Here is a 20216-nt window from a genome sequence, read left to right on the forward strand (position 1 = left end):
TTCAGGAAAAGGGCTAACCGGCGTTAGCCCTTTTCAAGGGAAACCAGCAGAACATCGACGCCGCTACTGCCGACGATATTTTTCGCCGAGCAGGTGGCGCGCGAGAAAAGCGAGTGGTTGTGATTGCCGCAGATCACCAGATCAACCTTGTGCGACTGGCAAAAGTCTTTGACATGGTGACCCAGTTCGCCGCAGGCGATGGTCATTTTTTCTATCGGGTAGTCCGCCTGACGAGCCAGCTCATTGAGAAACTCCCGCGTTTCTTCCTGCATCAGCTCACGCAGATTTTCCATCATCGGTGCGGCGAACTGGTTATACATTTCCGGATCCGTGGCGAAGGTGATAAAGCTCACTTTCGCGTTAACGGGGCGGGCAATCGACACCGCTTTTTTAATTAATATCTGACTCTCCGGCGTTGGCGCGACGGCAACCAGCAGATGTGAATAAGGCATCTGGCCTCCTTGAGATACGCGGAATAACCCTTCTTTCTTTACTCCTGTTTCCCCAGCGGCGCAAGGGTTGCTCCCGTGATTTGCGACGCTCTTCGCCAGTCCGTGTTTTCCTCACAAGATCACATAAATGAACCTGGCTTTTTATTTAAAAGAAATGCTGTTTTATAAATGAGTGAAGTAGAGACATCGTCTCTTTGTCATTTTGCCACCGGCGGTTGTTCCGTGGCAAAAACACAAAGGTAACGTCGTTTCACTGCTTTTAGTGTAGCCAGGTACCCACTCCCTTCCGGTGGCAAATCCGGAACGATTGTCGGCGTTCTTTTAATAAAAGACACAGGATCACGGCGATGAAAACACGAAAAATTGGACTGGCTAACTACCTGGCCTACGGCGCGGGCGATTTTCTCGGCGCCGGCACGACAGCGCTAACTGCCGCATGGCTACTCTACTTTTACACGACCTTCTGCGGACTGACCCCGATTGAGGCCACGCTTATTTTTGCTGCTGCCCGCGTGCTGGATGCGGTGGTGAGCCCGCTGATGGGCTTTCTCACCGATAACTTCGGCACCACCTGGCTCGGAAAGCGCTTCGGCCGCAGAAAATTCTTTATTCTGCTCGGCATTCCGTGCGTATTCAGCTATTCAGCGATGTGGGTCGGCGAGATGGGCTTCTGGTACTACCTCGTCACCTATCTGCTGTTTGATATGGTTTACACCATGATTCTGGTGCCCTACGAAACGCTGGTGCCAGAGATGACTGATGACTTTAAACAGAAAACCAAATTTTCTGGCGCGCGCATCTCGATGGCGCAAATGTCGGCGATTTTAGCCTCCTTTCTGCCGGGGATCCTCCTCACCTGGCTCGGGAAAGACAATGCCAGCTCATTCTTTTATGCCAGTCTGGTGTTCTCGGTCCTGTGTGCGGTGATGCTGACCTTCGTCTGGTGCTTCACGTGGGAACGGCCGCGTGAGGCGTGGTCAGAGGCGGCGCTGCGGGCGGAAGCGGAAAAACAAAACTTAACCCTCGCTCAGAGCCTCAATCGCCTGGTGATTGAGCTAAGCTCCACGCTGCGGATAAAAATTTTCCGCCAGCACCTCGGCATGTATCTGGGGGGCTATATCGCCCAGGACGTCTTCAATGCCGTGTTTACCTACTACGTGGTCTTTGTCCTGATGCAGGAAGCCTCTGTCGCCTCGAATCTGCTCGGGACGATGGCCATCTTCCAGTTTATTGCGGTGATCGCCATGATCCCGTTGTGCATTCGCTTTGGCCCGGCGCCGTCCTACCGCATGGTGGTGGTCCTGTTTGGCCTGAGCTCGCTCTCGTATGCGCTGCTCTATTACGCCGGACTGAGCGACGTCTATTCCTTACTGCTGCTCATCTCTGCTGTCGCCGGACTGGGACGCGGCGGGATTAACTACGTACCGTGGAATACCTACACCTATATTGCCGACGTCGACGAGGCGATCACCGGCCAGCGCCGCGAAGGAATTTTTGCCGGCATCATGACGCTGACCCGCAAAGCCTCGCAGGCGGGGGCGGTCATGCTGGTGGGTATCATCATGCAGCTGTCAGGGTTTGTCTCCGGGCAAAAAATACAACCGCCAGGCGTGAGCCATACCATTTTACTGATCCTCAGCGTCGGCACCCTGGTGGTGTTAGCCTGCGGCTTCCTCGTCTCGCTACGCTTCAAGCTCAACCTGCACACCCACAGCATCCTGCGCAGTGAAACCCTCAGAATGCGCGATCTCGGCTGTGCCCAGCCGGAACAGACCATTGCAGAACACCGCGCGGTGGTCGAGATGCTGGCGGGGATGCCTTACGACTGCCTGTGGGGCAATAACAATATTGGCTATCTGAATCGTCATAAACCTGCTGCCCCGGGGCTCACCCAGGGCGGTGCTTTAAATTCGACATACACCCGAGGTTAACAACATGAAAGTTTGGCCGGTCAAACATAGCCCATTACTGTGTCAGCCTGAGCGTTTTATCGCCCGCAGCGAACTGCAGGCTCTGATCCGCAACGTGACGCAAAACCTGGTGAACATTAAGGATGAGAGCGGGCAATTTTTACTGCGCCTCGATGACGGGCGCGTGATCGATACCAAAGGCTGGGCCGGCTGGGAGTGGACCCACGGGGTTGGGCTGTACGGCATCTATCAGTATTATCAGCAAACCGGCGATATCGAGATGCGCGATATCATCGACCGCTGGTTTGCCGACCGCTTCGCCGAGGGAGCAACGACCAAAAACGTCAATACGATGGCCCCGTTCCTGACCCTGGCATACCGCTTTGAAGAGACTGGCCGGATGGCGTATCTGCCGTGGCTGGAGAGCTGGGCGGAGTGGGCGATGTACGAGATGCCGCGCACCGAACAGGGCGGCATGCAGCACATGACTCTGGCGGAGGAGAACCATCAGCAAATGTGGGATGACACGCTGATGATGACCGTGTTGCCGTTAGCCAAAATTGGCAAGCTGCTTCACCGCCCACAGTATGTGGAGGAGGCGACCTACCAGTTCCTGCTCCATGTGCAGAACCTGATGGACCGGGAGACCGGGCTGTGGTTTCACGGCTGGAACTATGAGGGACGGCACAACTTTGCCCGGGCGCGCTGGGCGCGGGGCAACAGCTGGCTCACCATGGTGATCCCGGATTTTCTGGAGCTGGTGGATCTCCCCGAGGGGAACGCGGTACGGCGTTATCTGATGACGGTACTCGACGCACAGATTGCCGCCTTAGCAAAATGCCAGGACGACAGCGGCCTGTGGCATACCCTGCTGGACGATCCGCACTCTTATCCTGAGGCCTCGGCGACCGCCGGCTTTGCCTACGGCATTCTCAAAGCGGTGCGCAAGCGTTACGTCGGGCAGCACTATGCCGGAGTGGCTGAAAAAGCGATTCGCGGGATTGTGCACAATATTTCGCCGCAGGGGGAGCTGCTGCAGACCTCGTTTGGCACCGGAATGGGGTCAGACCTCGATTTTTATCGCCAGATCCCGCTTACCTCGATGCCCTATGGCCAGGCGATGGCGATCCTTTGTCTGACCGAGTATCTGCGTAAATATTTCTGAGCAGGGGGCCCCGCTGACGGGGCGCCGAATAAAACTAACCCGGCTTTCGCCGGGTTGTTTGTTACATACGCTCTACGGTTTCGATACCCAGGGTATCGAGACCCAGCTTGAGGGTTTTCGCCGTCAACAGCGCCAGCTTCAGGCGGCTGTTGCGGGTCTCTTCGCTTTCCGCGCTGAGGATCGGGCAATGCTCGTAGAAGCCGGAGAATAGCCCCGCCAGATCGTACAGGTAGGCGCACATCACGTGCGGCGTCCCTTCGCGAGCGACCACGGAGAGGGTCTCTTCAAACTGCAGCAGGCGCGCGGCCAGCTGGGCTTCGCGATCTTCGGCGATGACCACCGGCGCATCGATCATCGCGTTTTCGTCGATGCCGGCTTTGCGGAACACGGAGAGCACGCGGGTATAGGCATACTGCATATACGGCGCGGTGTTGCCTTCGAACGCCAGCATATTATCCCAGTCAAAAACGTAATCGGTGGTGCGGTTTTTCGACAGATCGGCATATTTCACCGCGCCGATACCGACCACTTTCGCCAGATTTTCCAGCTCGTCAGCCGACATGTCCGGGTTCTTCTCCGCTACCAGGCGACGGGCGCGCTCCAGCGCTTCGTCCAGCAGATCGGCCAGCTTCACGGTACCGCCGGCGCGGGTTTTAAACGGCTTGCCGTCTTTCCCCAGCATCATACCGAACATATGGTGCTCCAGCGGCACAGAGTCCGGCACGTAGCCTGCTTTACGCACGATGGTCCACGCCTGCATCAGGTGCTGGTGCTGACGAGAATCGATGTAATAGAGCACGCGGTCGGCGTGCAGCGTTTCATAGCGATACTTCGCGCAGGCGATATCGGTGGTGGTGTAAAGGTAGCCGCCATCTTTTTTCTGGATGATGACGCCCATCGGTTCGCCTTCCTTGTTTTTGTACTCATCAAGGAACACCACGGTGGCGCCTTCGCTCTCGACGGCCAGCCCTTTGGCTTTCAGATCGGCGACGATCCCCGGCAGCATCGGGTTGTACAGGCTCTCACCCATTACGTCATCGCGGGTCAGCGTCACATTCAGGCGATCGTAGGTGATCTGGTTTTGCGACATGGTGATGTCGACCAGCTTACGCCACATCTGCAGGAAGTACTGATCGCCGCCCTGCAGTTTAACCACGTAGCTACGTGCGCGCTCGGCAAAGGCTTCGTCTTCATCGTAGTGCTTTTTCGCTTCGCGATAGAAACCTTCGAGGTCGGCCAGGGCCATCTCACCGGCGTTTTCCTGCTGCTGTTTTTCCAGATACGCGATCAGCATACCGAACTGGGTGCCCCAGTCGCCGACGTGGTTGGCGCGGATCACCTTATGACCCAGGAACTCCAGGGTACGGACTGAAGCATCGCCAATGATGGTCGAACGCAGATGGCCAACGTGCATCTCTTTCGCTACGTTGGGTGCCGAGTAGTCGACGACGATAGTCTGCGCCTGCGGTTTCGTGACGCCCAGGCGCTCAGACTGCAGCGCGCGGTTGACGTTGTCCGCCAGAAAAGCAGGATCGAGGAAAATATTGATAAAGCCCGGCCCGGCGATTTCAACCTTGTTGGCAATGCCGTTGAGGTCAAGATGAGACAGTACCTGCTCTGCAAGTTGTCGCGGCGCCATGCCCAGTTTTTTGGCGACAGCCATCACGCCGTTGGCCTGATAGTCACCGAACTGAACTTTTGCTGACTGGCGGACCTGAGGTTCGCAATCGGCAGGCGCGCCTGCCGCGATCAGGGCCTGGCTGACTTTTTCTGAGAGAAGAGCCTGAATATTCACCGGAATACCTTACGTGTAATGCGCCTGCCCCCGAGGGAGGCAGCGCCATAATGTGGACAAATTAGGGCGGGAGTATACTGCATTTGTCCCCGTCCGTCAGCATTGCGCGCGGCGCGGCGGCGTGCGCAATCCATCGCCGTTCAGTTGCCCATCAGCAGGGCGGCGGTTGGTCCGCAGACCGAAACACGGTAAATTACCTTTTCATTACTGACGAGCATCATTGACGAGCAAACCCATGGCAAACTGGCAGCAAATTGAACAACTGGCCGATATTACGGCGGATCTCCCGCGATTTTCCGATGCGCTTCAGCGCTTCACTGCGCGACTGGGACTGGAGATCGCCGGGCTCGACGCCGACCATATCTCCCTGCGCTGTCATCAGAATACCACTGCGGAACGCTGGCGCCGCGGTCTGGAACAGTGCGGAACCCTGCTGTCGGAGAATATGATTAACGGCCGGCCCATTTGCCTGTTCAAGCTGGCGGAGCCGGTCTGCGTGGCGCACTGGCGCTTCCATATCATTGAGCTGCCGTGGCCGGGTGAAAAGCGTTATCCCCATGAAGGCTGGGAGCATATTGAAATTGTCCTGCCTGGCGATCCGGCAACCTTAAATGCCCGCGCGCTGGCGCTGCTGGCCGATGATGGACTCAGCCAGCCGGGGATCGTCGTCAAAACCAGCTCGCCGAAAGGGCAGCATGAGCGTCTGCCGAATCCCACCCTGGCGGTGACCGACGGCAGCGTGACGGTGAAATTTCATCCGTGGTCGATTGAACAAATCGTCGCCAGCGAGCAAGCTGATACGTAACAGTGTGAAGCCGCGCGGCGTCTGCCGCGTGAAATCATGACATGCTGCAAAGGTTGTCTGGATCAGGGAGAGAGGAATGGCGGTACTGGAAGTGTGTTGCTACAGCATGGCGTGCGCTCGGGAGGCTGAGCGCTGCGGCGCCGATCGTATTGAACTCTGCGCCGCGCCGCAGGAAGGGGGATTAACACCCTCTTATGGGGTGCTGGTCTCGGTCCGCGAGGCGATTACCCTCCCGGTGCATCCGATCGTTCGCCCGCGCGGCGGCGATTTCTGCTACACCGAAGAGGAGTTCGCCGCGATGCTTAGCGATATCCGCATGGTGCGGGAGCTCGGTTTTCCCGGGCTGGTGACCGGCGTACTGAATGCCGATGGCCAGGTCGATATCCCGCGGATGAAAAAAATAATGGCCGCGGCCGGGCCGCTGGCGGTGACCTTTCATCGCGCGTTCGATCTGTGTGCCGACCCGCGTCAGGCCTGGAAGACGCTGGGTGAGCTGGGGGTTAAACGTATCCTGACTTCCGGTCAGCAATCCTCGGCGGAGAAAGGTATTTCATTAATTACGGAACTTATTGCCGCAGGGGATACTCCAATCATTATGGCCGGTGCGGGAGTGCGCGCCGCGAACCTGCCGCTGTTGCTGCAGGCGGGGGTGAAAGAGGTTCATAGCTCTGCAGGCCAGTGGTTGCCATCGGACATGCGCTTTCGTCATCCAGGCGTTTCGATGTCAGCCGATCCCGATGCGGACGAATACAGGCGCTACGCCGTCAATGGCGAAGCGGTGGCGGAGATGAAAGGGATTATCTCCGCCTGGAGAAGTTAAACGGTTTTTTGCTGCACATCATGTCGCCCAATATGATGATTGCCCGTACCAGGCCCCTGCCCATTAAACAGGGGCCTTTTTTTATCTCGCTTTTTTTGCCAGCGACTGCTGCGTTTCCGGTTTGGTGGCGATAATCACCGCGCGCAGCGGAGCCGGATACCCCTCCACGGTTTTGCGCTGATCCTGCGGGTCGAGGAAATCGGCCAGCGATTCACTGGTCATCCATTCGGTGCGCCGCTGCTCATCGGTCGAGGTGACGCAGGCATCGACGATGCGCACATCGATAAACCCGCACTTCTCCAGCCACATTTTCAGGGCCGCCGCCGAGGGAATAAAATAGACGTTGCGCATCTGCGCATAGCGGTCGCCCGGAACCAGCACCGTATTTTCATCCCCTTCGACCACCAGCGTCTCCAGCACCAGCTCGCCTCCCGGCGCCAGCTGATCTTTCAGCTGCCACAGATGGTCCAGCGGCGAGCGGCGGTGGTAGAGCACGCCCATCGAGAACACGGTGTCGAAGGCCTCCAGCGCCGGCAGCTGCTCGATGCCCAGCGGCAGGAGATGCGCCCGCTGGTCGTTGCCGAGCAGCTTACGCACCGCTTCAAACTGGCACAGGAACAGCTGGGTGGGATCGATGCCGACCGCCAGATGCGCGCCGGCGCCGATCATTCGCCACATGTGATAGCCGCTGCCGCAGCCCACGTCGAGGATAGTCCGCCCGGTAAGATCGGACAGGTGCGGCAGGACGCGCTCCCATTTCCAGTCGGAACGCCATTCGGTATCGATATTAATGCCGTACAGCGAATAAGGCCCTTTGCGCCACGGCATCAGGTTTTTAAGCAGGTTTTCTACCCGCAGCTGATGACCTTCGCTGAGCGGCGTTTCGCTCTCGGCGGTGACGCTGTGCAGGAGATCCAGACGCCACGGCGTTAATTCCGGAAGAAACTCAACGGCGCGCTCCCATTCGCGAAACTTGCCGTGCAGGGCCTCGCGCTGCCAGGCGGCTACCTGAGCTGGCAAGGTTTCCAGCCAGTGAGACAGCGGGCTTTTGGCGATCAGCTGATAGAAGTTACTGAAGTCGATCATGCCTGCTCCCCGGATTTTACTGCCACCAGCGAGCCAAAGTTAAAGCACTGGAACCACAGTTCGGCATGTTCAAACCCAGCCTGACGCAGGCGAGCTTTATGGGTTTCCACGGAGTCCGTCAGCATCACGTTTTCCAGCATGCTGCGTTTCTGGCTGATCTCCAGCTCGCTGTAGCCGTTAGCGCGTTTAAAGTCATGATGCATATTGAACAGCAGCTCGCCGACGTGGGCGTCTTCGAAGCTGAATTTCTCCGAGAGCACCAGCGCGCCGCCCGGATTAAGCCCCTGATAGACTTTATTGAGGATCGCCTGGCGATCGCCCGGCTCAAGGAACTGAATGGTAAAGTTCAGGATCACCAGCGAGGCGTTTTCAATGGCCACATCGCGGATATCCCCTTCAATGACCTCGACCGGCGTCGGCGCTTTATAGGCGTCAATATGGCGACGGCAGCGCTCTACCATCGCGGGAGAGTTGTCGATGGCGATAATGCGACAGCCCGGATGACTAATATTGCGGCGCACAGAGAGGGTGGCGGCGCCCAGCGAACAGCCAAGATCGTAAACCTGGGTGTTGGGCTGAACGAAGCGCTCGGCCAGCATGCCGATCATCGAGATGATATTGGAATAGCCGGGCACAGAGCGCTGGATCATATCCGGGAAGACTTCAGCAACCCGTTCATCAAAGGTCCAGTCGCCGAGGCTGGCAATCGGCGCGGAAAAAAGCGTATCGCGGTGAGACATAACGTTAAACCCGAAAAAACGAAAACGGCGTATTGTGCGCTAACGGAGGGAGAAAACCAACTCCCAGGGCATATACCAGAGGTTGGCCAGCACCATCAGCAACAACGCGCACCAGGTGGCGCTCATGCCGGAGCGGCGCCAGTGGTAGACGCGGTGATGAAAACCCCAGGAGTGCATCAGTCGCCCGACAATCAATAAAATGCCGCAAACGTGCACCATCCAGGTCTGGGCGCCGTTCATCTCCATAAATAACAGCAAAATGAGGCCAATCGGCACATATTCGACGGCATTACCGTGAACGCGGATGGCGACCTGAAGCTCGCTAAAGCCGCCGTCACCGTAGCCTACATGGTATTGGGTGCGCAAACGCACCACGTCAAATGAGAACTTCACTAACAATAACGCACCTAAAACGGCATACAGCGCGCTGACCATACGAAAACTCCCTTTAACTCTGGCAGATGGCTCCGGATATGATAGCAGGATATCAGAAAAGAGAAGATTGCTGCGGAATCGACGGCGCATTTCCTAGCGCCGGCAGGGCAGCGCGCAGATCGCCCCACAGGGTATCCACCAGCGCCGGCGCGTAAGCAATGTCGGGGGTATGGAGGAACAGCCACGGCGTCCCCGACTGATGCCATTTCGGCAGCGTCTGCAGCCAGACGCGAAACAGTTCCCGATTATGGACCATATCGTCGCCGCCAATAAAGCGCACCATTGGCTGCCGGGCGGTCATCACTGCATGCACCGGCACCTTCGGTTTCTTTTGTTGCGCGTCGATCATCGCCGGACTGGTGGCCGCGGCGCTGTGGACCGGGCGGCTGTCGAGGATCACGCGGTTGACGTTGCGCTGGTGCAGCCCGCGGTTGAGCTGCTGTTCCGCTTCGCCTTTGGCGAAGAACTCGGGGTGACGAACTTCGACGCCATAGGTGAAATCCTTCGGCAGCCCGTCGAGAAAATGCCATAGCGCGGGGAGATCGCGAGGACCGAAGGTCGCCGGCAGCTGCAGCCAATACTGGCCGATGCGCGAGGCCAGCGGCGCCAGGCGGTCAAAAAATTCACTGCTTAAATCGTCGCAATGACGCAGGGCGGCCTGGTGCGAGATGGTGGCCGGGAATTTAAAGCAGAAGCGGAAGTCATCATGGGTTTGTTCATACCAGCGGGTGACTATCTCCGGCTTCGGCAGCGCATACAGGGTAGTGTTGCCCTCCACGCAGTTAAAGTGGCGGGCGTACTCTTCAAGGCTGGTGATGCCAAGGCGCACCCATTTCGGGTGCGACCACTGGGGAAGCCCAATATAAATCATAGCGCGGCGAGGATCTCCTCGGTGCTGCGCACCCGACCGATGCGCGGGAAAATATGCGTCATGCTGCCCTGATGCTGCTCGGCGGAGGCGGCGCTGCAGGCATCTTCGGCGATGACCAGGTTAAAACCCAGCTCCCAGGCGTTGCGGGCGGTGGATTCGACGCCGATGTTGGTGGAGATACCGCAGAGAATAATGGTGTCGATACCGCGGCGGCGCAGCTGAAGCTCAAGGTCGGTGCCATAGAACGCGCCCCACTGGCGTTTGGTCACTTCGATATCGCTCTCCTGCTTACCCAGCGTGGCCGGGTAGGTCCACCAGTGTTCAGGCAGCGTATGCGCCCCGGCCTGAGCGTCGACAGGCTGTTTCAGCGCTTCGGCGAAATCGGACGACCAGCCGACGCGGACCATGATGACCGGTGAACCCTGTTGTCGACACTTGTCTGCCAGGCGAGCGGCACGCGCCACCACCTCGTCAGCCCGATGTGGTCCGCCGGCGAAAGGCAGAATACCTTCCTGCAGATCGATCACCACCAGCGCCGTTTTTTTTGCATTGAGTTCTAACATGGTATCCCCGTATCTTCTTCTGTTGTCAGGCGGCTACAATACCTGCGCGGCTTCAGCAAAAGGGTAACAAATATTGTTAATTTATGTGAGTGTAGACGTTAAGCGCGCAGCAAAGCAGCGTACATCGTGCGTCGGACTTATCGAACGACAGAATTTCCAGTATAATAGCCGCCTTTTTTCATTCAGTTGTGACATCAGCTAAAGCTGCGACCTCGTCGCCTGCAGGGCAGACGACAATCCGCCGACGGCTAAGTTAAGGGATATCTCATGCGTACAGAATATTGCGGACAGCTTCGACAGTCCCACGTTGGGCAGCAGGTGACTCTGTGTGGTTGGGTCAACCGCCGTCGCGATCTCGGTAGCCTCATTTTTATCGATATGCGCGACCGCGAAGGCATCGTTCAGGTGTTTTTCGACCCGGATCGTGCGGATGCGTTGAAATTAGCCTCTGAACTGCGTAATGAGTTCTGCATTCAGGTCACTGGCACCGTCCGCGCGCGTGAAGAGAAAAACATCAACGCGGACATGGCCACCGGCGCCATCGAAGTGCTGGCCTCCGATCTGACGATCATTAACCGCTCAGAATCGCTGCCGCTGGACTCCAATCACGTCAACACCGAAGAAGCGCGTCTGAAATACCGCTACCTCGACCTGCGTCGTCCGGAAATGGCGCAGCGTCTGAAAACCCGCGCGAAAATCACCAGCTTTGTGCGCCGCTTTATGGACGACCATGGCTTCCTCGACATCGAAACTCCGATGCTGACCAAAGCCACCCCGGAAGGCGCTCGCGATTACCTCGTGCCTTCCCGCGTGCATAAAGGCAAATTCTACGCGCTGCCGCAGTCCCCGCAGCTGTTCAAACAGCTGCTGATGATGTCCGGGTTCGATCGCTATTATCAGATCGTTAAATGTTTCCGCGATGAAGACCTGCGTGCCGACCGTCAGCCTGAATTTACCCAGATCGACGTGGAAACCTCCTTTATGACCGCGCCGCAGGTGCGTGAGATCATGGAAGCAATGGTGCGTCAGCTGTGGCTGGAAATTAAAGGCGTCGACCTGGGTGATTTCCCGATCATGACCTTCGCCGAAGCCGAACGTCGTTATGGCTCCGATAAACCGGATCTGCGTAACCCGATGGAGCTGGTGGACGTCGCCGACCTGCTGAAGTCCGTGGAATTCGCGGTCTTTGCCGGCCCGGCCAACGATCCGAAAGGGCGCGTGGCGGCGCTGCGCGTCCCGGGCGGTGCCTCTCTGACCCGCAAGCTGATTGACGAATACGGCAACTTTGTGAAGATCTACGGCGCGAAGGGACTGGCCTATATTAAAGTGACCGAGCGTGCGAAAGGCATGGACGGGATCAACAGCCCGGTGGCGAAATTCCTGACCGCTGAGATCGTGGAAGCGATCCTCGAACGCACCGGCGCGCAGGACGGCGATATGATCTTCTTCGGCGCCGACAACAAGAAAGTGGTGGCGGACGCGCTGGGCGCGCTGCGTCTGAAGCTCGGTAAAGACCTGAGCCTGACTGACGAGAGCAAATGGGCGCCGCTGTGGGTGATCGACTTCCCGATGTTCGAAGACGACGGCGAAGGCGGCCTGACGGCGATGCACCATCCGTTCACTTCGCCAAAAGATATGACCGCGAACGAGCTGAAAGCTGCGCCGGAAGAGGCCGTAGCGAACGCCTATGATATGGTCATTAACGGTTATGAAGTCGGCGGCGGTTCTGTTCGTATTCACCGTGGCGACATGCAGCAGACCGTATTTGGTATTCTGGGCATTAATGAACAAGAGCAGCGTGAAAAATTCGGCTTCCTGCTGGATGCGCTGAAATACGGTACGCCGCCGCACGCGGGTCTGGCGTTCGGTCTTGACCGTCTGACCATGCTGCTGACCGGTACCGATAACATCCGCGACGTTATCGCCTTCCCGAAAACCACCGCCGCGGCCTGTCTGATGACCGAAGCGCCAAGCTTCGCCAATCCGGCTGCGCTCGGTGAACTGGGTATTCAGGTTGTGGAGAAAGAGGCGAAAGCGTCTCTGGAGAACAAGTAATATGTCATTTAAGCTGCCCGTTTCGGTGCTGGTGGTGATTTACGCCGAAGATACGAAACGGGTGCTGATGTTACAGCGGCGTGACGATCCCGCGTTCTGGCAGTCGGTGACCGGCAGCCTGGAAGCAGGAGAGACCGCGCTGCAGGCCGCCGCGCGTGAAGTAAAGGAAGAGGTCGCCATTGATGTTGCCTGCGAGCAACTGACCTTAATTGACTGTCAGCGCACGGTGGAGTTCGAGATATTTTCTCATTTGCGTCATCGCTATGCGCCGGGTGTAGAGCGCAATACAGAATTCTGGTTCTGTCTTGCGCTGCCTCATGAGCGGGAGATTACCTTCACCGAACATCTGGCCTACCGCTGGGTCAGCGCGACGGAAGCCGCTGCGCTGACCAAGTCGTGGAGCAACCGGCAGGCGATTGAAGAATTTGTAATTAACGCCGCCTGAAAGGGCGCGCTTTTTGGAGAGTTTTTTATGGCAGGTCATAGTAAATGGGCCAACACCAAACACCGCAAAGCGGCACAGGATGCTAAACGCGGTAAAATCTTTACGAAAATCATTCGCGAGCTGGTGACTGCGGCGCGTCTGGGCGGCGGCGATCCGGCTTCCAACCCGCGCCTGCGTGCGGCCGTTGATAAAGCGCTGTCAAACAACATGACGCGCGACACCCTGAACCGCGCCATCGCGCGCGGCGTCGGCGGTGATGAAGACGCGAACATGGAAACCATCATTTACGAAGGCTATGGCCCTGGCGGTACCGCGGTAATGGTGGAATGTCTGTCCGACAACCGTAACCGTACCGTTGCGGAAGTGCGTCACGCTTTCACCAAAACCGGTGGTAACCTCGGTACCGACGGCTCCGTGTCCTACCTGTTCAGCAAGAAAGGCGTCATCTCCTTCGAGAAAGGCGATGAAGACACCATTATGGAAGCGGCGCTGGAAGCTGGCGCAGAAGACGTGGTGACCTATGACGACGGCGCCATCGACGTCTACACCGCGTGGGAAGAGATGGGCGCCGTGCGCGACGCGCTGGAAGCCGCTGGCCTGAAAGCCGACGCTGCCGAAGTCTCGATGATCCCCTCCACCAAAGCGGATATGGATGCCGAGACGGCGCCGAAGCTGCTGCGTCTGATCGATATGCTCGAAGACTGCGACGACGTGCAGGAAGTGTACCATAACGGCGAGATCTCCGACGAGGTCGCAGCCACCCTGTGATGCAGTCGCATCCACGGTTAACCGGAGGCGCGTGATGGCTATTATTCTCGGCATTGACCCGGGGTCGCGCGTCACCGGTTATGGCGTGATCCGCCAGGTTGGGCGGCAGTTGAGCTACCTTGGCAGCGGATGCATCCGCACCAAAGTGGACGATCTGCCGTCGCGGCTGAAGCTGATTTACGCTGGGGTGACGGAGATCATCACCCAGTTCCAGCCCGACTATTTCGCCATTGAGCAGGTCTTTATGGCGAAGAACGCCGATTCGGCGTTAAAGCTCGGGCAGGCGCGCGGAGTGGCGATCGTTGCAGCGACCAATCAGTCGCTGCCGGTGTTTGAATACGCCGCCCGTCAGGTCAAGCAGACCGTTGTCGGGATCGGCAGCGCCGAAAAGAGCCAGGTTCAGCACATGGTGCGCACCTTGCTCAAACTGCCTGCCAATCCGCAAGCGGATGCGGCGGATGCGCTGGCGATTGCCATCACCCATTGCCATATCAGCCAGAATGTTGCTCAGGTCAGCGAGACCCGGCTCAATCTGGCGCGAGGGCGCTTACGATAATCGCAAATCAGGCTGGATATCTATCCAGCCTTTTTTTATGATACCGCCAGATACTTAGACCATAACGCAGGAGCCCCACGTGATAGGCAGACTCAGAGGCATCATTCTCGAAAAACAACCCCCGCTGGTGTTGCTGGAAACGGCGGGCGTCGGCTATGAAGTGCATATGCCAATGACCTGCTTCTATGAGCTGCCGGAGGCCGGTCAGGAGGCGATAGTCTTTACCCACTTTGTGGTGCGTGAAGATGCCCAGCTGCTGTATGGTTTTAACAACAAACAGGAACGTACGCTGTTTAAAGAGCTGATTAAAACCAACGGCGTGGGGCCAAAGCTGGCGCTGGCGATCCTCTCCGGCATGTCGGCGCAGCAGTTCGTCAATGCCGTTGAGCGGGAAGAAGTCGCCTCGCTGGTGAAGCTGCCGGGGATTGGCAAAAAAACCGCAGAACGCCTGATCGTCGAGATGAAAGACCGCTTCAAAGGGCTGCACGGCGACCTGTTCACTCCGGCGGCCGATCTGGTGCTGACCTCGCCGGCAGGCCCGACGGCAGATGATGCCGAACAGGAAGCGGTTGCCGCGCTGGTCGCGCTGGGCTATAAACCGCAGGAGGCCAGCCGGATGGTAAGCAAGATTGCCCGTCCGGACGCCAACAGTGAAACGCTAATCCGCGAAGCGCTGCGCGCCGCGTTGTGAGGTAAGGGATGATTGAAGCAGACCGGCTGGTATCGGCAGACAGCAGCGGCGCAGAAGAGGCCGTTGACCGCGCCATCCGCCCAAAATTGCTGGCAGAGTATGTCGGCCAGCCGCAGGTGCGCTCCCAGATGGAGATCTTTATCCAGGCGGCGAAACTGCGCGGCGACGCCCTCGATCACCTGCTGATTTTTGGCCCGCCTGGGTTGGGGAAAACCACCCTGGCGAACATTGTCGCCAATGAGATGGGGGTGAATCTGCGCACCACCTCCGGCCCGGTGCTGGAGAAAGCGGGCGATCTCGCCGCGATGCTCACCAACCTCGAACCGCACGACGTGCTGTTTATCGATGAGATCCATCGCCTCTCGCCGGTGGTGGAAGAGGTGCTCTACCCGGCGATGGAAGACTATCAGCTGGATATTATGATTGGCGAAGGTCCGGCGGCGCGCTCCATCAAAATCGATCTGCCGCCGTTTACCCTGATCGGCGCCACCACCCGGGCCGGTTCATTGACCTCGCCGCTGCGCGACCGCTTTGGCATCGTGCAGCGTCTGGAGTTCTATCAAATACCCGATCTGCAGCATATCGTCAGCCGCAGCGCCCGCCATATGGGGCTGGAGATGAGCGACGAAGGCGCGCTGGAAGTGGCCCGTCGTTCACGCGGCACGCCGCGTATTGCCAACCGTCTGCTGCGCCGGGTGCGCGACTTCGCGGAAGTGCGCCACGACGGCAGCATCTCTGCCGACATTGCTGCCCAGGCGCTGGATATGCTGAATGTCGATGCGGAAGGGTTCGACTATATGGACCGTAAACTACTGCTGGCGGTGATAGATAAATTCTTTGGTGGGCCGGTGGGGCTGGATAACCTCGCCGCCGCGATCGGCGAAGAGCGGGAAACCATTGAAGATGTGCTGGAGCCCTACTTAATTCAGCAGGGTTTTCTGCAGCGTACGCCACGGGGAAGAATGGCGACGGTGCGCGCCTGGAATCATTTCGGGATCACGCCGCCGGAAATGCCCTAGTTCGCGACGGATGTGTCGTTCATTATGAGGCCCGGTCAGCAGCGCGACCGGGCTTTTTCATTTTCAGCTGGCGGCTTTTTTTGTCATGCTGAGAATAAACAGCACGGCGGCGCACAGCACCACCGACGGCCCGGCCGGGGTGTCGTAGAAGGCCGAGAAGGTTAACCCGCCGGTAACGGCCAGCATGCCCACGCCCACTGCCACGGCGGCCATCTGCTCCGGCGTGCGGGCAAAACGGCGGGCGGTGGCGGCCGGGATAATCAGCAGGGAAGTGATGATCAGCGCGCCGACGAACTTCATCGCCACGCCGATAGTCAGAGCGGTGACCAGCATCAACAGCAACTTCACGCGCTGCAGCTTCACGCCATCGACAAACGCCAGATCCGGACTGATGGTCATCGCCAGCAGCGGTCGCCACTGCCAGAGCAGGATACCAATCACAATCACTACGCCAATGGCGATGGCAATCAAATCCTGCGGCGTCACTGCCAGCAGATCGCCGAACAGGTACGCCATCAGATCGACGCGGACGTTAGACATCAGACTGACCACCACCAGCCCCAGCGACAGTGCGCTGTGCGCCATGATGCCCAGCAGGGTATCGATCGCCAGATGGGGGCGTTTTTCCAGCCACACCAGCCCGCCGGCCAGCAGCAAAGTCACGGCGATCACCGCATAAAACGGATTGATGTTAAGTAATAAGCCAAAAGCGACGCCGAGCAGCGACGCATGCGCCAGCGTGTCGCCGAAATAGGACATGCGGCGCCAGACCACAAAGGAGCCCAGCGGACCGGCGGCGCAGGCCAGCATCATCCCGGCCAGCCAGCCAGGTAACAGAAGTTCAATCATTAGCGGCTGTTTCCCCGACGCAGTACAATTCGCCCCTGAAGGTCGTGGCGGTGATTATGGTGGTGGCGGTAAATCCCCAGCTGTTCCGCGCCGCGCGGGCCGAACATGGAGATAAACTCCGGATGCATGGAGACCACCTCCGGCGCGCCGGAGCAGCAGATATGCTGGTTCAGGCACAGGACTTCGTCGGTTTTGGCCATCACCAGATGCAGGTCGTGCGATACCATCAGCACTGCGCAGTCCAGTTCATGGCGCAGCTGGTCGATAAGATCGTAAAGCGCCACCTGGCCATTGACGTCAACACCCTGGGTCGGTTCATCCAGCACCAGCAGCTGTGGGCGGTTGAGCAGGGCGCGGGCCAGCAGTACGCGCTGGGTTTCGCCGCCGGAGAGTTTTTGCATCGGCGCGTCGATCAGATGCCCGGCCTGCACACGTTTCAGTGCCGGCAGGATGTCGTCTTTGCGGGTACCCGGGCGCAAACGCAGGAAGCGGCTGACGGTCAGCGGCAACGTGGCGTCAAGATGCAGCTTCTGCGGCACGTAGCCAATCCGCAGGCGGTCTTCCCGCTTGATGACACCCTCTGTTGGTGCTACCAGCCCCAGAACCACTCGCACAAGGGTCGATTTACCGGCGCCGTTCGGGCCCAGCAGGGTTAATATTTTGCCTGGCGTGAGTGCCAGCGAAATGTCAGACAGCACGCGGCGTTGGCCAAAGGCCACCGACACATTTTCCAGCGTAACAAGGTTTGTCATAGTAATTTAGGGTTGCACAAGCTAGTGAATGTTATAATATCACATCACATTCACTCGTTTCGATGACTAGACGCATTATGTTACATAAAAATACGCTTCTTTGCGCTGGACTTGGCGCTGTTTTTTTGTTCGCGCAGGTTCCGCTGGCCAGCGCCGCCGTAGTGACTTCCATGAAACCGCTGGGCTTTATCGCAGCCGCCATCGCCGATGGGGTGACAGATACTCAGGTGCTATTGCCCGACGGCGCCTCAGAGCATGACTATTCACTGCGGCCTTCTGATGTAAAACGCTTACAGAACGCAGACTTAGTGGTATGGATTGGGCCGGAAATGGAAGCCTTTATGGATAGGTCGACGCAAAGCATTGCGGCGAATAAAAAGGTGACCATCGCGGAGCTGGAAGGGGTGAAGCCGCTGCTGATGACCGGGGCGGATGACGATGACGATCATGATGGTCATGACCACGGCGCAGCAGAAAAAAGTGACGGCGATCACCATCACGGTATTTACAATATGCATCTGTGGTTATCCCCAGAGATAGCGCGGCTTTCGGCGGTTGCAATCCACGATAAATTATTAGAACTTATGCCGCAGAGTCGAGCCAAACTCGACAGCAACCTGCAGCAGTTCGAGGCCGCGCTGGCGGCGACTGACAAGCAGGTTAGCAATGAGCTGGCACCGCTGAAAGGGAAGGGCTATTTCGTTTTTCATGACGCCTACGGTTACTTTGAAAAACACTACGGTTTGACCTCGCTGGGGCACTTTACCGTCAACCCTGAAATACAGCCTGGTGCGCAGCGTTTACACGAAATCAGAACACAACTGGTTGAGCAGAAGGCCACGTGCGTTTTTGCTGAGCCACAGTTCAGGCCAGCGGTTATCGAAGCTGTTGCCCGGGGCACGTCTGTGCGCATGGGAACCCTGGATCCGCTGGGTACTGGAATTACGTTGGGTAAAGCGAGTTACCCGCAATTCCTGACCCAGCTGGCGAATCAGTATTCGAGCTGCCTGAAAGGAGATTAACGAGGAAGTGAATACGTGCAACAGATAGCCCGCGCTGTCACTCAGGCATTCAACAATCTGCCACGACCTCATCGCGTCATGTTGGGGTCGCTTAGCGTTCTTACCTTAGCGGTCGCCGTCTGGCGACCCTACATTTACCACCCGGAATCCGCCCCCATCGTCAGAACCATTGAACTGGAAAAAAGCGAGATCCGTTCCCTGCTGCCGGAAGCCTCCGAGCCGATCGACCAGGCCCCGCAGGAAGAAGAAGCCATTCCTCAGGATGAACTCGACGAGAAGGCCGATACCGATGCCGGCGGTCATGAATATGTGGTGTCGACTGGCGATACGCTCAGCAGCATCCTGAACCAGTACGGTATCGATATGGGCGATATCGCCCAGCTTTCCTCCGCCGATAAAGAGCTGCGTAATCTGAAGATTGGCCAGCAGCTCTCCTGGACCCTGACCGCGGACGGCGATCTGCAGAGCCTGACCTGGGAGATGTCCCGCCGCGAAACCCGCACTTATACCCGTGTGGACAACGGTTTTAAAATGAGCAGCGAGCTGCAGAAAGGCGACTGGGTCAACAATGTGCTGAAGGGCACCGTCGGCGCCAGCTTTGTCTCCAGCGCGCGCGATGCCGGCCTGACCAGTACCGAAATCAGCGCGGTGATCAAGGCCATGCAGTGGCAGATGGATTTCCGTAAGCTGAAAAAAGGCGACGAGTTCTCGGTATTGATGTCGCGCGAAATGCTCGACGGCAAGCGCGAGCAAAGTCAGCTGCTGGGCGTGCGTTTGCGCTCCGACGGTAAGGATTACTATGCCATCCGTGCCGAAGACGGCAAATTCTACGATCGTAACGGGACGGGGCTGGCGAAAGGCTTTATGCGCTTCCCGACGGCGCGTCAGTTCCGCGTTTCCTCTAACTTTAACCCGCGTCGTCTGAATCCGGTCACCGGGCGCGTCGCGCCGCATCGTGGCGTCGATTTCGCGATGCCGCAGGGGACGCCGGTGCTGGCAGTGGGTGATGGCGAAGTGGTAGTGGCCAAGCGCAGCGGCGCTGCCGGGTATTATGTTGCTATCCGCCACGGTCGCACCTATACCACCCGCTATATGCACTTGCGTAAGCTGCTGGTGAAACCGGGGCAGAAAGTGAAGCGCGGCGATCGTATCGCGCTGTCGGGGAATACCGGCCGTTCTACCGGGCCGCACCTGCACTATGAAGTGTGGATCAACCAGCAGGCGGTCAACCCGCTGACGGCTAAGCTGCCGCGTACCGAAGGGCTGAGCGGTTCCGACCGTACCGATTACCTGGCGCAGGTCAAAGAGGTCGTCCCGCAGCTGCGGTTTGACTAACCACCGGTCAGTGGAAAGCCGGTGCCCCAGGGCGCCGGCTTTTTCTTTTGTAGGTTACCCAACGTCTCGCTACACTATCCCA

The 20216-nt window shown here is 58.1% G+C and carries 21 protein-coding genes; 12 read left to right on the plus strand and 9 right to left on the minus strand.

Going from position 1 to position 20216, the window contains the following annotated elements:
* Positions 1-23 precede the first annotated feature (23 nt).
* Positions 24-452 carry a universal stress protein UspC gene (uspC, locus tag CW267_RS02460; RefSeq protein WP_008804235.1) on the minus strand — a complete coding sequence of 143 codons (429 nt, stop codon included), beginning with the start codon at positions 450-452 and terminating at the stop codon, positions 24-26.
* 347 nt (positions 453-799) lie between these two features.
* Here uspC and CW267_RS02465 point away from each other — a divergent pair, with 347 nt between their 5' ends.
* Positions 800-2383, plus strand: coding sequence for an MFS transporter (locus CW267_RS02465; RefSeq protein WP_012541243.1), 1584 nt, complete (start codon positions 800-802; stop codon positions 2381-2383).
* Positions 2384-2387: 4 nt separating this feature from the next.
* The gene (locus CW267_RS02470) at positions 2388-3527 is read left to right on the plus strand and encodes a glycoside hydrolase family 105 protein (protein ID WP_022066259.1); all 1140 of its coding nucleotides are present in this window, start codon (positions 2388-2390) and stop codon (positions 3525-3527) included.
* 61 nt (positions 3528-3588) lie between these two features.
* Here CW267_RS02470 and argS read toward each other — a convergent pair whose 3' ends face one another.
* A complete protein-coding gene (gene argS / locus CW267_RS02475; protein ID WP_023297883.1) occupies positions 3589-5322 on the minus strand; it encodes an arginine--tRNA ligase in 1734 nt (577 codons plus the stop codon).
* 235 nt (positions 5323-5557) lie between these two features.
* Here argS and CW267_RS02480 point away from each other — a divergent pair, with 235 nt between their 5' ends.
* Together CW267_RS02480 and cutC are read left to right on the plus strand one after the other, a co-directional pair.
* Positions 5558-6127 carry a VOC family protein gene (locus CW267_RS02480; RefSeq protein ID WP_008804239.1) on the plus strand — a complete coding sequence of 190 codons (570 nt, stop codon included), beginning with the start codon at positions 5558-5560 and terminating at the stop codon, positions 6125-6127.
* A gap of 76 nt (positions 6128-6203) precedes the next feature.
* A complete protein-coding gene (cutC, locus tag CW267_RS02485) occupies positions 6204-6947 on the plus strand; it encodes a copper homeostasis protein CutC (protein WP_064176189.1) in 744 nt (247 codons plus the stop codon).
* Between the two features lie 81 nt (positions 6948-7028).
* On the opposite strand, the gene cmoB is transcribed toward cutC, so the two are convergent.
* Genes cmoB through CW267_RS02510 form a run of 5 tightly spaced genes read right to left on the minus strand, consistent with a single transcriptional unit; the run spans position 7029 to position 10642 of the window.
* Complete coding sequence (gene cmoB / locus CW267_RS02490) at positions 7029-8033, minus strand: tRNA 5-methoxyuridine(34)/uridine 5-oxyacetic acid(34) synthase CmoB (protein WP_008804241.1); 1005 nt, start codon at positions 8031-8033, stop codon at positions 7029-7031.
* Positions 8030-8773, minus strand: coding sequence for a carboxy-S-adenosyl-L-methionine synthase CmoA (gene cmoA, locus CW267_RS02495; protein ID WP_008804242.1), 744 nt, complete (start codon positions 8771-8773; stop codon positions 8030-8032). The genes cmoB and cmoA overlap by 4 nt, the downstream gene beginning before the upstream one ends.
* Positions 8774-8812: 39 nt before the next feature.
* On the minus strand, positions 8813-9208 hold the full coding sequence (locus CW267_RS02500) for an MAPEG family protein (protein WP_008804243.1): 396 nt from the start codon (positions 9206-9208) through the stop codon (positions 8813-8815).
* A gap of 52 nt (positions 9209-9260) precedes the next feature.
* Positions 9261-10079 (minus strand): DUF72 domain-containing protein, encoded by an 819-nt coding sequence (locus CW267_RS02505; protein ID WP_048964809.1) that lies wholly within the window; start codon positions 10077-10079, stop codon positions 9261-9263.
* Entirely contained in the window at positions 10076-10642 is a 567-nt protein-coding gene (locus CW267_RS02510) for a hydrolase (protein WP_070612272.1), read from the minus strand. Before CW267_RS02510 ends, CW267_RS02505 begins: the two co-directional genes overlap by 4 nt.
* A gap of 267 nt (positions 10643-10909) precedes the next feature.
* On the opposite strand from CW267_RS02510, the gene aspS reads away from it, so the two are divergent.
* From aspS to ruvB, 6 genes are all read left to right on the plus strand, one after another.
* On the plus strand, positions 10910-12697 hold the full coding sequence (gene aspS, locus CW267_RS02515) for an aspartate--tRNA ligase (protein ID WP_008804246.1): 1788 nt from the start codon (positions 10910-10912) through the stop codon (positions 12695-12697).
* 1 nt (position 12698) lies between these two features.
* Positions 12699-13142: a dihydroneopterin triphosphate diphosphatase gene (nudB, locus tag CW267_RS02520; protein ID WP_002911477.1), complete on the plus strand. Its 444-nt coding sequence runs from the start codon at positions 12699-12701 to the stop codon at positions 13140-13142.
* A 27-nt stretch (positions 13143-13169) separates the two neighbouring features.
* Entirely contained in the window at positions 13170-13910 is a 741-nt protein-coding gene (locus CW267_RS02525) for a YebC/PmpR family DNA-binding transcriptional regulator (protein ID WP_002911459.1), read from the plus strand.
* Between the two features lie 34 nt (positions 13911-13944).
* Entirely contained in the window at positions 13945-14466 is a 522-nt protein-coding gene (gene ruvC, locus CW267_RS02530) for a crossover junction endodeoxyribonuclease RuvC (RefSeq protein ID WP_008804247.1), read from the plus strand.
* 79 nt (positions 14467-14545) lie between these two features.
* Positions 14546-15157: a Holliday junction branch migration protein RuvA gene (gene ruvA / locus CW267_RS02535; RefSeq protein WP_002911454.1), complete on the plus strand. Its 612-nt coding sequence runs from the start codon at positions 14546-14548 to the stop codon at positions 15155-15157.
* An 8-nt stretch (positions 15158-15165) separates the two neighbouring features.
* Positions 15166-16176, plus strand: coding sequence for a Holliday junction branch migration DNA helicase RuvB (gene ruvB, locus CW267_RS02540; protein ID WP_012541250.1), 1011 nt, complete (start codon positions 15166-15168; stop codon positions 16174-16176).
* Between the two features lie 63 nt (positions 16177-16239).
* Here the strand turns inward: ruvB and znuB are convergent, their stop codons facing one another.
* Complete coding sequence (gene znuB / locus CW267_RS02545) at positions 16240-17025, minus strand: zinc ABC transporter permease subunit ZnuB (protein WP_008804249.1); 786 nt, start codon at positions 17023-17025, stop codon at positions 16240-16242.
* A complete protein-coding gene (znuC, locus tag CW267_RS02550) occupies positions 17025-17744 on the minus strand; it encodes a zinc ABC transporter ATP-binding protein ZnuC (RefSeq protein WP_229531798.1) in 720 nt (239 codons plus the stop codon). The genes znuB and znuC overlap by 1 nt, the downstream gene beginning before the upstream one ends.
* 110 nt (positions 17745-17854) lie before the next feature.
* Here znuC and znuA point away from each other — a divergent pair, with 110 nt between their 5' ends.
* Both znuA and mepM read left to right on the plus strand, forming a co-directional pair.
* Entirely contained in the window at positions 17855-18799 is a 945-nt protein-coding gene (gene znuA / locus CW267_RS02555; protein ID WP_008804251.1) for a zinc ABC transporter substrate-binding protein ZnuA, read from the plus strand.
* Between the two features lie 15 nt (positions 18800-18814).
* Positions 18815-20134: a murein DD-endopeptidase MepM gene (gene mepM, locus CW267_RS02560; RefSeq protein ID WP_012541251.1), complete on the plus strand. Its 1320-nt coding sequence runs from the start codon at positions 18815-18817 to the stop codon at positions 20132-20134.
* Positions 20135-20216: the final 82 nt, after the last annotated feature.

The organism is Klebsiella sp. X1-16S-Nf21, from assembly GCF_002837615.1.
GTDB classification, from domain to species: Bacteria; Pseudomonadota; Gammaproteobacteria; order Enterobacterales; family Enterobacteriaceae; genus Klebsiella; species Klebsiella variicola.